Source organism: Nonlabens sp. YIK11 (genome assembly GCF_001413925.1).
Taxonomy (GTDB): domain Bacteria; phylum Bacteroidota; class Bacteroidia; order Flavobacteriales; family Flavobacteriaceae; genus Nonlabens.
Genome location: NZ_LBMJ01000001.1, coordinates 1,900,317 through 1,913,351, shown reverse-complemented (window position 1 = coordinate 1,913,351; position 13,035 = coordinate 1,900,317). Strand labels below are relative to the sequence as shown.

Annotated in this window: 14 protein-coding genes; 3 read left to right on the top strand and 11 right to left on the bottom strand. The window is 42.0% G+C overall.

The window, feature by feature from the left end:
* Positions 1–34 precede the first annotated feature (34 nt).
* The 3 genes from AAU57_RS08605 to AAU57_RS15300 all read right to left on the bottom strand — a co-directional run bounded on the left by AAU57_RS08605 (position 35) and on the right by AAU57_RS15300 (position 1,863).
* Positions 35–331, bottom strand: coding sequence for a hypothetical protein (locus AAU57_RS08605; protein ID WP_055412521.1), 297 nt, complete (start codon positions 329–331; stop codon positions 35–37).
* Positions 332–435: 104 nt separating this feature from the next.
* Complete coding sequence (locus tag AAU57_RS08600; RefSeq protein WP_055412520.1) at positions 436–1,716, bottom strand: oligosaccharide flippase family protein; 1,281 nt, start codon at positions 1,714–1,716, stop codon at positions 436–438.
* 12 nt (positions 1,717–1,728) lie between these two features.
* Entirely contained in the window at positions 1,729–1,863 is a 135-nt protein-coding gene (locus AAU57_RS15300) for a hypothetical protein (RefSeq protein ID WP_262491933.1), read from the bottom strand.
* Between the two features lie 322 nt (positions 1,864–2,185).
* Here AAU57_RS15300 and AAU57_RS08595 point away from each other — a divergent pair, with 322 nt between their 5' ends.
* From AAU57_RS08595 to AAU57_RS08585, 3 genes are all read left to right on the top strand, one after another.
* The gene (locus tag AAU57_RS08595) at positions 2,186–4,231 is read left to right on the top strand and encodes a tetratricopeptide repeat protein (protein WP_055412519.1); all 2,046 of its coding nucleotides are present in this window, start codon (positions 2,186–2,188) and stop codon (positions 4,229–4,231) included.
* A gap of 161 nt (positions 4,232–4,392) precedes the next feature.
* Entirely contained in the window at positions 4,393–4,587 is a 195-nt protein-coding gene (locus tag AAU57_RS08590; RefSeq protein WP_082438590.1) for a hypothetical protein, read from the top strand.
* A complete protein-coding gene (locus tag AAU57_RS08585; RefSeq protein ID WP_055412518.1) occupies positions 4,587–5,207 on the top strand; it encodes a hypothetical protein in 621 nt (206 codons plus the stop codon). The genes AAU57_RS08590 and AAU57_RS08585 overlap by 1 nt, the downstream gene beginning before the upstream one ends.
* Positions 5,208–5,476: 269 nt before the next feature.
* Here AAU57_RS08585 and AAU57_RS08580 read toward each other — a convergent pair whose 3' ends face one another.
* The 8 genes from AAU57_RS08580 to AAU57_RS08545 form a co-directional block, all read right to left on the bottom strand.
* Entirely contained in the window at positions 5,477–6,193 is a 717-nt protein-coding gene (locus tag AAU57_RS08580; RefSeq protein ID WP_055412517.1) for a LytR/AlgR family response regulator transcription factor, read from the bottom strand.
* Positions 6,194–6,227: 34 nt separating this feature from the next.
* Complete coding sequence (locus AAU57_RS08575; protein WP_055412516.1) at positions 6,228–6,545, bottom strand: Hpt domain-containing protein; 318 nt, start codon at positions 6,543–6,545, stop codon at positions 6,228–6,230.
* Positions 6,546–7,598: a sensor histidine kinase gene (locus AAU57_RS08570; RefSeq protein ID WP_055412515.1), complete on the bottom strand. Its 1,053-nt coding sequence runs from the start codon at positions 7,596–7,598 to the stop codon at positions 6,546–6,548. It lies immediately after the preceding gene.
* Complete coding sequence (locus AAU57_RS08565) at positions 7,599–8,726, bottom strand: FIST signal transduction protein (protein WP_055412514.1); 1,128 nt, start codon at positions 8,724–8,726, stop codon at positions 7,599–7,601.
* 3 nt (positions 8,727–8,729) lie between these two features.
* A complete protein-coding gene (locus AAU57_RS08560; RefSeq protein WP_055412513.1) occupies positions 8,730–10,706 on the bottom strand; it encodes a PAS domain-containing sensor histidine kinase in 1,977 nt (658 codons plus the stop codon).
* Entirely contained in the window at positions 10,699–11,241 is a 543-nt protein-coding gene (locus AAU57_RS08555) for a heme NO-binding domain-containing protein (RefSeq protein ID WP_055412512.1), read from the bottom strand. The genes AAU57_RS08560 and AAU57_RS08555 overlap by 8 nt, the downstream gene beginning before the upstream one ends.
* Positions 11,241–11,672, bottom strand: a complete 432-nt coding sequence (locus AAU57_RS08550; protein ID WP_055412511.1) for a response regulator — start codon at positions 11,670–11,672, stop codon at positions 11,241–11,243. The genes AAU57_RS08555 and AAU57_RS08550 overlap by 1 nt, the downstream gene beginning before the upstream one ends.
* Before the next feature lie 226 nt (positions 11,673–11,898).
* Positions 11,899–13,023, bottom strand: coding sequence for a formylglycine-generating enzyme family protein (locus AAU57_RS08545; RefSeq protein ID WP_082438589.1), 1,125 nt, complete (start codon positions 13,021–13,023; stop codon positions 11,899–11,901).
* Positions 13,024–13,035: the final 12 nt, after the last annotated feature.

Below are 13,035 nucleotides of genomic sequence, written 5' to 3'. Positions count from 1 at the left end.
TCGGTAATTTTGAGGTTATGGTATTGGATGGTGTTTACGCGGCTTGATAATAGTTGGCTGGGCTGTTTATTTCTTTTAACAATTGCTTGACGTTACGGTCTGGTGATCCAAAAAAGATCAACGATCTATCAATGGAAAGGCTGTCCTTAATCTGCTGCAAAAGAAACAGCAGTGAAGCCTGTCCGTGACCTACTTGGCATACATTCACCACAAGTCTGTTTTCAAATTTTAGAGCCGCTGTAAAATAGTTTTTCAGCTCGGTCAATCTGTTGGTGGTTACTTCACCTTTGATGCAGATGACTCCTTCGATGTTTTTGATTTCTAGTGCCATAATAGTTGAATTTAAAAGTGGATTTAGATGATGATTTCTTGTTTGATAGTACAAATATGGGGTGACGCTTTCGCGAAAGCGAACTAAAAACGACCGACGAACAACTAGTGTCGACGAATGGTAGATTCTAGCCGATTAGCACTTTTCGCATACTTTTGGTGCATCATAAAATAGCCCAACTGCATTACCAGCAAACCAGACATGACGAGCACTTGAGCAATGGTCACTTGAAATAAGGAGTCGTGAAATAGGCTGATGGCATAGACCTGTACCAGTCCAAAAACACCCGCAATGATCACCGGCTTGTATTTATCTAGGGAAAGGAAATAGTAGGCAAAGATGTTGGAAATGGCAAAAAAGGAAGTCGCAAGTGCATACCAGCCCAGCAATGGCGCAATACTCAAATACTGCTCGCCAAATAATAGGGTCACCGCAAATTCAGGCACGATAAACGTGAAGCTCACGATCATGGCAGACAAGGCCGTGATGTAACCTACATACTTTTTCAAAACAGGAATGGGATCATCACCGCGTTTGCGCAAATCGATGACCGCTGGCAGCAGGAGCATCACAAACATCCAGGTAACAAAATACACCACGCGACCAATCAACGCAAGTGAAGAGTACAAACCTGCATCATAGGAATCAAAATAATGTTTCACCATCAAGATATCGCTGTTGTTACAGACAATTTGCGTGAGCTCATAAAAGGCTGTGAGCATGAAGAACCTAAGAATGCTTTTCTTCTCTGCTGCAGACAGATCTACTTTTAAAAAGGATGCGCTACGCACCTTCTTGAAAGGGAACAAACCTGCAATAAATGAAACGCCTATGGCGATGGAGACGATAATCGCTGGACTAACAGGAAGAATGGAAAGAAGTATAAACGTCAATCCCAGTCGCCAGAACATCTCAAACTGATAGGTAATCGACAATTCCACAAAGGATTGATCGCCCTGCAGCTTCCCACGATTCACGCTCATAATAAAATAGAGCGGCACGGCCGCACCAAAAATGGTAAACATCAAACTGGATTCGGTTTGAAAAAGGCTTTGCAATTCTGGTGCGAAAATCACAACCGCGGCACCCAGCACCAGTCCGAACGTAAGCGCATACTTGTAGGCCTGCTGGATAAAGCTGTTCTGGTTCCTGCTGTGCAGTTCTACCATATACTTTGCGACGGTAAGCTGGAAGGTCATGGCCACAAAGGACAGCACCAGCAGTAAAGTGATGAGAATCACGGCATCTGCAAAGGCGCGTGGTCCCAAGAATCTTCCCAGCAACAGGTTATAGGCATAATTCCCAGCATTCACGACAAAGGCACTCGCCATGAAGATTTGCTGTGGTGTTAATGTTCTTTTGAGTTTGAGGATGATGGCAGTCATGGAAGTAGTTTTTTAGGCAATGGTTAAAAAAAGAAGTGGTGCTTCTTCTTTTCTATAAACCACTTGTAGGCGGCAGCCTTTAGTAGGCTTTTTAGTCTGGTGTACGACTTTCAGGTGTGTTGCAGAGTGTATGATGGTCATTTGCATAGCGGTATGTTTTAGATTACTGGTGCAAATATGTGGACGCATCCTTTCTGGCAGGATCAGATTTCGATGAGCAGGAATTTGCTGTAGATGAATGGCGCAGATCGCTCTTTAAACTTGTGACGAACGATTTTGGGTTGTTAGTGGTTTCAAATCCAAGTTTTGCAGGCCAGTAGTGGCATCATTTTTATCCCTATGAATCAGCTGGCTGTCTATGGGCAGTTCTCAAGTTCCTTGAATGGACCATAAGTGTAGACGAGTGGTATTTTGCTGCCGATTGATGCGCTGCAAACTGGTTCTACCTTGCTACTGTAAAATAAGGAACATGAGAGTAGTTAGTTTTTTAGTGATCGTCTTCATCGCAAGCTTTGGTTTTTCCCAGGACATGAACACCGGTTTCCAATTATTGGAACAAGGCAACTATGTCCAAGCTCGGGACTTTTTTGAAGAAGTGCTGCAGGAATATCCAGACAATAAGACCGCACGTCTTTGTTATGGAAGAGCCTTGGGTTTAAGTGGTAAAACCAAAGAAGCAAAAAGCTTGTTTATCGAGCTACAAAAGGATTACCCAACCGATTTTGAAGTAGCGCTTAATTGTGCCGAGTCCCTATTATGGAACAAAGATTTCACAGAAGCTGAAAGCGTTTATGAAGATCTGGTACAGCAAGATTCCACGAGTTTCCCAGCCATATTGGGTTATGCAAACACCTTATCCAATCTTAAGAAATACGACAATGCCTTAATCTACGTCAACAACGCGCTGGATCTACAACCAGAAAATCAAAACGCTGCCATCTCTAAAAAGTACATGCAACTGGGCAAGGCGTCCCAGCAAATCACTAACGAACAAGTGGATGATGCCATCGTCACTCTTAAAAGTAACCTGAAACTGTTCCCTAAAGATGCAGACACCCAGAATGCGTTGGCCAATGCCTACATCGCCCAAAAGAATTATGACCAGGCAGCCACGACTTACGGCGGCATGGCAGATAGTTTGAGCCTCTTGATCGGTCAATCGCTGGTCGCTCACCTACTCAAAAAAGTTAAACTCGCCTTGCAATATGCTGTTGAAGGTTCCGCTTTCGCGAAAGCGAAATTTCAACAAGATTCCGTGCAACATAAAGAGACCTTGCTAGCAGCTAACGAACGTTATATTCAGGCCTTGATCTGGAACAACAAATACCCAGAAGCCAGAGAGGTCATCGCCACGACTGAAGCAGCTTGCGGCGCGAGCAACAGACTGGATGCCTTGAAAGCAACCTTGGGCATGTACACGGGAACCTTTGCCAAAAGCATCTCCTACTACAGAGCCATTCTAGAAAAAGACAGCACCTCATTTGACGGAAACCTAGGAATCGCCAATGCCTACAGAGCGCAAGGAAATCTGAATCTTGCAAGAGATTACGCCTTGAAAACGCTGGACTTTTATCCCAATCAGCCAGATGCGCGTGCCTTATTGGCAGCGTTAAAAAACGGACTGGCTCCTGTGGTAAACACCGTAGGATCCTATACCAGTGATAATGGTAATAATGAGGCGTATGCCGCAGGAATAAATGCAGTAATTCCATTTTCTGACCGATTCAGATCTGTTTTTAATTACTCGTACAGAACTACCGAAAATACCGGTAACGGTTCCATGGCGTACAATACCAATGCCTCTGTTGGTGCGCACTATCGTGTTCACAACAATACTTGGGTAGAAAGTACGCTAGGTTTTGTAAAGGCCAACGCCGACCAGAATGACTATACAGATGTCAATGGGTCTGTCTTTGTAAAGTCCAGACCATGGGCACTGCAATATCTTGAAGTAGGCTACAGTCGCGAGCTTCAAAACTTTAATGCAGACTTGATTGACGAGAAGATCTTTATGAACAACTACTCACTTAATTACAACATGGGCACCAATATCAACCTGGGATGGTACACGGGTTTGATGCACACCCAACAAACGGATGGCAACTCGAGAAACCTATTATTCACATCCTTGTATTACACCTTTACCAAATCTCCGGCATTAAAAGGTGGCGTGAACTATCAGTACCTGAGTTATAAGGATCAGGTGCCGACACTCTACTTTAGCCCATCCAAATACCAAGCGGTCGAGCTTTTTGCAGATTTGAGCGGTAGTACGGGTAACTGGACCTACAGCGCCAATGCCGCTGGCGGTTACCAATTTATCGAGGACCAAAAAGCCACCACCTTGTACCGTCTAGAAGGTAATTTAAGCTATGCGATAAGCGAGCGCTTTCAAGCTGGTGCTTATGGAAAGTACAGCAACACGGCCAGTGCTACCGCAGCTGGTTTTGAATTCATGGAGTTAGGCGTCAAGTTGAGATGGCAAATCCTAGATGGCCCTTTATTCCAATTCTAAGAAATTCGTTCCCTAAGACGTTCCTGCCCGCTAAAGACCTTTGATTTTTAGTGGGTTTTTTGTGTTTTGATTTTTTAAGATAATCAAGAGAGGTAATTCTCTAGGAGATAGACATTGACCCAACTGTAGTTTGTATCTTGTTACAATACATAACCTTGCCCATGAACAAGATGAACCGAGACGATTTTATGGCCTTTTTTAGGAATGATGAACAATTGAATACCTTGAACGCAGACGATCGTATAGAGATCTTTAGTGAAATCCTTTTAGGAAGTTCTGACATTACAAAACAGCGGTTAGAAAACTTGATAGCTGATTATAATGTTGGGGATTTAACGGTCATTGAAATTCTGTAATGCGACAAATTAATAGAGCCTTGGAAAGCATGTTTACAGCCAACAAACAGGCAAGAGTCTTACTGGTAAATTCAACAAGAATGTCCTCAATTCTCATTCTCATTTTCTTTTCATTCATTAGTTGTAAAAACGACTCAAATGAAGAAATTAAAACATATACACTTGAATATAATACGTCAAAAAAGGAGTCGGAATTAGAGCAAATCAACAGTTCAGATTGTTCTCATCCAGAGTATTTTCAGTTTGAAAAATATGAAGAATATTGCTTATCAGAGACCATATATGCTGACCTGAATGGTAATGGGATTTTAGAAAAGATTTACTTTGACAATAACGATTGTCGGAGATTAATAATTGAAGAAAACGATGAAGATTTAATCTCAATAGGCTGTAACATGGAACAGACCTCAAGATTTCCAAATGACTTAGGTTGGGCCAATTTATGGTGTGTAGTATATGACCAAGTAACTGTTGAGGTTTTAGTGCAAGATGGAGAACTTATTGGAGAGAGAACGGTGCAATTGACCCAACCCAGTTTATTTGTTGGTAAGGAAGAAGCAGGTGGTGGAATTGTAACATATCGAAATGGAGAATATGACTGGGTTCATCAATCAGATTAAAAAAACCACCGCAGTTTCCCACGGTGGCTTTCCTCCTAACCAACCTCAAAAATAGTAATAGGTATTCAGTGGGTAGTAAATGTATTGGAGAAATGATATTTTTGATCGCTTGTAAAAAGTGTGACCATCATAGCATAAAATGAAAATGATCTTCTCATGGCTTATGGGTTATACAAGCCAAATCTAGGGCGAACTATCGCGCTATATTTTCAAAAACGACTAGCGCGTTTTAAGTGTAGACAAATGGTCCATTCACTTCGATGAATACTTTACAGCAAATTCAATCGTTTCATCAACTCAGGTCTGTTGGACCTGCTTATGGGCACCACATTTTTTGCGATGAGTACGCTGTTATCCTCAATATCAATGATTTTTCTAAAGTTGATGATGTAGGATCGGTGAACTTTTAAAAAGCTACTGTCAGGAAGTTTTTCCTGGATTTTTTTGAGTGTGGAATGTACCGTGTAGTTTTTATCCTCGGTTTTAATTAGAATGTAATCACCTTTTGCCTCTATGAGTTGGACCTTGTCAAATTCGATTTTGATCAAACGGCGATCGATGTTGACATACATTTCCTTTTCTGCTGGATCTACTTTGGTCTTTTGTGTAGCCACAGGAAGATCTTCCACAGGTGTTACAAAATTCTCTGCCTTGAGCACTGCTTTTTGAAATCTGGGCAGTGTGATGGGTTTTACCAGATAATCGACAATACATTCATAACTAAAAGCCTCTATGGCAAAGTTCTTATCAGATGTAGTCAAGATGATCTTCGGCGGGTTTTTAAGCGTATCGATAAAGTCAAAACCCGTAAAGTCTGGCATGTGAATATCCAAAAAGATGAGATCTACTTCATTCTTGTTCAAGAACTTGATGGCCTGCATCGCGTTGGGAAACTCTTCCAGCACCTTCAAATTATCGGTCTGGCTGCACAAATGGCCTACAATCGTTCTAGCTGCTGCCTCGTCATCTACAATGATACACTTCAAATCTCAGGTTTTAGGATGGACAGCAATTTACATATTACAATTGATTTATGAAATGGGTGACGCGGTCCAGAACGGTTTGGAACGACTCTTTTTGGGACGTGTTCCCAGCTTTGAGGTCGAGCTCATATTGCACCGCTAGTTCATAGCCTTCAACCAATCCCACAATGCCTAATTTATGTTTGATTTTGTGTACGTTGAGTGCCGCTTTCGCGAAAGCGGAATTCTCCATATTCATCTCGTATTCCTGGACCTCTTCAGGCCATTCTGTCTTGATAACAAGAATCAGTTTGTCTTCAAAGGCCGCATCGCCGCCAGAAAGTTCGTTGATATAATCGAGATTGGGTTGCTCCATTTAAAGCGTTTTAGGTAAAGTGAAATAGAATGTGGTGCCCTTGTCCACCTCGCTGTCCAGCCAGATGGTACCATCATAAAAGTTGACGATTTTTTTGACGATAGAAAGCCCAATACCAGTACTGAGCGAATCGTCTTCCAGCTTTTGAAACACCTGAAATATCTTACCAAAATAATCCCTGTGAATTCCCTTGCCATTATCCTTGATCTCAAACTGAATGCCTTGATCCAGCTTCCTGGCAATAACATCGATGCGACCGTTCACTTTATCCATATTGTCCACGGCATTTCCCAGTAAATTCTGGAAGAGTTGCTGTATCTTGAATCGATCTGCGGTAATGGTGGGCAACGTATGGATTTTTACCTTGATAGAACTGGGCACGTGAAGCAGCTCAACGGTTTCGGCCACCAGCTTATTGAGGTCAATAGCGTGTTCCTTGCGGTCTTCCTTATCAATGGAAGAATAGCTCAAAATCCCTTGAATCAAGGCATCCATCTTCTCTAAATGGGTCACGATCAAATCGATTTGCTGCTTTCCAGCGGTTCCCAATTCATTTTCATAGTCTTCTTTCAACCAACTGACCAGAGCCTCGATACTGCGCAAAGGAGATTTTAAATCGTGGGAAACAATGTGTGCATAGTCATTCAATTCTTGATTTTGCAAGGCGAGTTCTTTTAATAATCGCTCCTGATTTTTATTGACGGCGATGAGCTGCTCTGCCTGATTGCTTATATAATCTGCCAGGCTACCTTGTTCAATGTCTTGAATACTTTCCACATCTTCAAGGTCACCCTTTTGCGGGTTCACGCTGTTGATGACGGCTTGTAAGCGTTCCAGTAGCTTTTGTTGCTGTTCTGATTCTTCTCGTAACGACTGGTTGGCCTCAAAAAGTTCGTCAGAGCTTATGGTCATGGCGCGCTGAGTCATTTTGAATTGATCTTCCAGATTGTCATAGGAGTCACCAACTGCCTTAAGAAATGCCTGCAGGTCTTCCCTATCCCGAAGGTCTTCGGGCAGTAGTTTCCTGATCTGTCTCTTAAGCAATGGATTCATCTACTCGCTTATTAAGGTAATGGTCATGGTCTGATTGTGCAGCCTGCATTCTCGCTCACCATAAAACGGAGCAATCTCGCCATAGGAGTACATTCCTGTGATGACCACATTACTTCCTATGACATCCATGACTTCTTCTACTTCTTCTTCCACTCGCTGATCCAAAACCAATTTGCGGCCTATACAGCTTATCAATATGGCTAGTTGTGGTGGCTGTCGCCTTCCTTCCATGGCTCTAATGGCGGCAGTCTCTGACGCCGCAGCGATATCATCCATGGTACTCATCATAAGTTGGACCTTGGATTTTTCTGGAACATCACCTGCCAGAATCATGGCGTTATTTTCCTCATCAATATTGAGAATGGTGCGTACAAAGGATTGCTTGTTACCTTCCAATTGTACATTCAAAGGATAAATCAGTGCAGATCCTGGAAGGTCCTTGGCTTTATCGCCTAAGTATTTTTTATACAGATCCAAGGCTGGTTTGCCGTCGATTTCATACAGTACATTTCCTTTTGATCTAGTAATCACTCTTTCTGGACCAAATGGTTTCCAGCCGCCATAGATAGAAAAGGAAGCTTCAAAACTTTCTCCATAAAAACCAATGACTATGATCTCGCCTTCCTTAGGCGATTCATTGTAGGAAGCCAGCGTACGCTCAAACCTATCACCATCTGCGCAAAGTCCGCCAGTTATCAACGTGCTGGGCAATCTGGATTGCATGGCTTTAGTCAAGGCAGAGCCGTTGACGCTACTACCTTCAGAAATGACAAATACGTGACGCAACCCTGTGGTATTTAAAAGAGACACCACCGCATCACCTGCAGCTGCTGAGTCATCAAAATCCTTGATGTTGATTCTTTTAATTTGAAACTGAGTCTTTTCAAACTCGATCGCGGTAATGGTGATATGCTCGTCGTTGACGGCACCTGCCACAAGATCACCACTGGAAGAAGCAAATACTAACTCGCCATCTGGAAATAACGCTCTAACCTCACTCAACAACCCAGGATCTTCCAGTAAAAACCTATTCCCAAAGATGAGCACCATAGGAACGGTCAATTGCTGACGGTCTCCTATGTAAATCCAGTCCTCATTCTTCCCACGTTGTAGCTGAACAGTTTTCATAGGTTATTTGGATAAAGTGAAGTGAAACGTAGTGCCCTTTTCCAGTTCGCTTTCTACCCATATATCACCGTTATATAGATCAACGATCTTTTTAACGATGGAAAGTCCTATTCCAGTAGAATCTTTGCGCTTGTTAAGCGTCTGGAAGATTTTGAAGATTTTTTCATGATACTCTGGGCTGATTCCTATACCATTATCTTCTACAGTAAACTTGAAATGTTTGGGTGTCTCTTCAAAATCCACTTTGACATATCCTGGATCTTTATCGCAATAACGTATGGCATTGCTGATCAAGTTCTGAAAAAGCTGTTGGATTTTGACTCTATCTGCTTTTAGGGTTGGTAATGGTTTTTTAATATCCAGAGTGATGTGGTCAGGAATGTGCAGCAACATTTCAATGTCGGTCAAGACCTCATTCAAATCAACAGATTCCTTGATGCTGCTATCTGATCCTACACTGGAATATTCCAATACATCAGAGATAAGTTGCTCCATTTTTTCTAATGTCGCGTCAATCATATTAAGGTGATGCCTGGTATCTTCAGTCCACTTGTCCAGATTGTCTTCTCTAATCCAACTCACCAAAGCATTGATACTGCGCAAAGGTGATTTTAAGTCGTGGGAAACGACGTGTGCATATTCCTGGAGCTCGTCGTTGCTCTTCTCTAATTTTTTGAGAAGATTTTCCTTTTGGATTTCGAGGTTTTTGAGTTCCGTTATATCCAGATGTATTCCAATAGAGCCAGTTACCTTACCGTTGATGTTGTACTGTGGTGCACCACTTATAAGCCAATGACGAATCTCGCCATCCTTTCTACGTATCCTTACTTCATAAGAATTAGAACTGCCTTTGAGTCTCTTCTGATTTTCTTTTTGCAGTACTTCCCTGTCTTCTTTGACAAGTAACATCTCATTTCCCTTTTTACCCAGCAGCTCTTGCTCTGTATATCCTGACATAGCTTCTAGTCGCTGGTTGACCATCAAGATCTCATCATCAAGATTCACTTCTATCAAACCTAGATTCATGTTAGCAATGATACTGCTGTATTTTTCGCGCTCTACCTCAATGTTTTTGCGGTAGCGTCGTCGCAGGGTCACATCCCTATAGGCCCAAAGGTGTCCTTTATAGATTTCATTTTCATAAACTGGAATAAAGTCTCGTTCCAGAATGCGCCCATCGATCAATTGAAGTTCATCCGCAAGGGCAAGCTCCTTGTCATTTACCAGTGTATTGATGCGTTCTACAAAGCTATCAGGATCTGCAAACAGACTTTTGCTCTGCTCTGCAGCGTTAGCGCAATTTTGACCAACCAACTGTTCGGGTGTTGCAGGAATATTGAAAAACTCGCAAAATCTATTGTTGGTGATGACGATATCCCTATTTTCATCTTCCAGCAAAATGCCACTTTCAAGATTTTGGATTAAGGTCGCCAGTCGGTTTTGGGATTCTCTCAATTGATGCTCTGCAGCCTTTTCTTTCGTGATGTCTCGCACGATACCTTGCGCTGCTACCGGCTTTTTATCGCTGTCAAAAATTAAGCTCGCATTGATGTGGACCATTTTGGCAGACCCATCTTTTACAACGATTTTAATCCGAAAATCTGTGATGGATGAGTTGTGAAATAGATATTTAAACGCTTCGGCTGTTTTCTCCTTTTCATCATCATGAACCAGCGAGAAAAGATCGATATCTTCTTCTAATTTGTATCCCAGTAGCTTTTCTGCAGCATGGTTCATTTTTATAACCTTGCTGTTCATGTCCATGACGACATACGCATCCACTATGTTTTCAAAAACCCCTTGTAGTTCTGACGAGGTTTGCTTGTAGAGGTTTTCTAGTTTGAAATTGGAAATACGTAGCTCTTCAGATTTTTCAAAAAGCTCTCTAGATTTTTGTTCTAGGATTTGTTCCGCTTGCTTCCTGGCCGCCTTCTCGCGAGCTAGAGCACGTTCGTAAATCTTAATTTTATCGTCAGCCATTTCTCTGAATACTGAATTTTACCTCAGTCCCATCTTCCTTTATTTTCTCAACTAATATAGTGGCTTCAGCATTGAAATACTCAAAAGTCTTGTTCATAAGTCCCAACCCAAAACAGTGCATGGAGCGACTGGACTTATAAATCATGATCAGTGTATTCTCGGTTTTCTCCAGAACATTGAAAGTAGGAAGCTCTGCGTCTGGATATATCTTTCTGACTTCTACATGAATATGATTTTCTATAGAAGCAAGCATTTCTATAGGATCAGTAAACTCCCTTAAAAAAGAGGAATAACTATTCTCGACTACCGTGAAGAAATGTTCCCCATATACCAGCAATAGTTCATCGATGGCTATACCCGTTTCCTGACTGAGGTTGACCAATAAACTGAGCATTTCAGAAAAACTATAGGTCCCAATTGAGGTATAAATACCATTAGAAGGCAAATCTGCATTAGAAACGATGGTGTCCACCATCTCAAGGCCAAACTTATTCTCTACCAAATCCAGAAATTCTGTAAAAACGATTCCCTTCATTATCCTTTAATTAATTCGTTGGTACTCCAATAATTTAATGTGGTGCTTATCTTTTCCACATAATCATCGTACTTGAGCGGCTTCAAGATATAACCAGCAACACCTTCTTTATAACATTCCAGCATGTCTTTTCTATTGCTGGAAGTAGTCAGAATTACCACTGGTAAAAAGCGCATCACTTCGTCATTTTTTAGAATCTTGAGAAATTCCAAGCCATTGATACGAGGCATGTTCAAATCCAAGAGGATCAAGTCTGGTAACGAATCACGGTTTCTAAGTATATCAAGAGCTTCTTCACCGTTTTTTGCTTCTACGATTTCATGAGGCATTTCAAGTTTTGCGATCGCTCTCTTGAGTTTCATGACCTCAATCGTGTCGTCTTCTATGAGTAATACTCTGAGTTTGTTGTTCAAGGTTGAGGGTTTAAGCATCTACAAATATGATGTTAAAGGTCAGTTTTCTGGAAATAGTTAGTTGAACAGTATTTTACTGTCGGTAGATGACGGTTAAGTGTCGACGAATGGTAAAACGCATTGAACCATCGTCAAAAGAGAATAATTTGCTAAACCATAAGAAAAGGTCTAATAGTTCAAAAGCCTAGAGTTTTTTTGACTGCAAAGCAACGCTCATCCTGAGCAAGCTAAACCTAAGATCAGTCTAATTTTTAGCAGAAATCATCGCTGGTGTAGCAACAGTTCTAAACCCTAAGTGATCACTTCCAGAATCTCTGCTCGTACTCATTCTTGCGCTTATTCTATAGCTGGCGCAGTAGGACGCATGACATAAATAAGAACCGCCTTTCATGACCATTTCTTCCTGATATGGGTTTTGTCTGTTTTTATAGGTATTTGCTCCTTGCGGATTTGATATCACCTGATCTTTGGGTAACGTCTGGTAATAATCCTCATTATACAAGTCGCTCGTCCATTCCCAAACATTTCCAGCCATATCGTATAAGCCTAGCGAATTAGGGTCAAATGACTTGACCGGAGCCACATACTTAAAGCCGTCTGCACCTGTGTTATTGACCGGGAATTGACCTTCCCAAGTGTTTGATTTTTGACCAATCTTGCTGGAATCATCGCCCCATGTGAATATCTGTTGTGTTTCCGTTCCTTGTGCGGCGCTTTCCCATTGCGCTTCTGTGGGTAATTTGCGATTGGCCCACTTGCAATAAGCCAGCGCATCTTCATAGGCGATATGAACCACTGGATAATCTCCTTTGCCTTCAATAGAACTGCCTGGACCGTAGGGCTGTCTCCAGTTTGCGCCTATCTTCCATTTCCACCATTGGGCATAGTTGTTCATATCCACGACACCTTCAACGTCTTTGTTGAAGACTAGCGATCCAGGTTGGAGAATGGAATCTGCTGGTTTTGGCGTTCCTTCTGGCAGTTCCTTTTTCATTTGTTCCCAGTCTATGGGGCGCTCTGCAACGGTTTTATATTGTGTCGCTTTCGCGAAAGCGGAAAATTCATCATTAGTAACCTCGGTAGCATCCATGAAAAATCCATCGACCCTAACCTCATGGGAAGGCTTCTCTCGCGGCATGGCCATCGCATCGCTGTCTTTTGCTCCCATGGTAAAGGTTTTACCGGGAACCCAAACCATACCTTCTGGCGCCTCAAAAGGAGCTTTTTCTACCTCTACAATTGTCGCGTCATCTGGTGCATCATTCATAACCTCTGCAGACTTTTTACAAGCCGTTACTGAAAAAAGAAGTGTGGCGATGACGACTAATTTGATCAAAGATTTACGAGATCTATAATTGTTAAAGGTCATTTTCTTAATTTA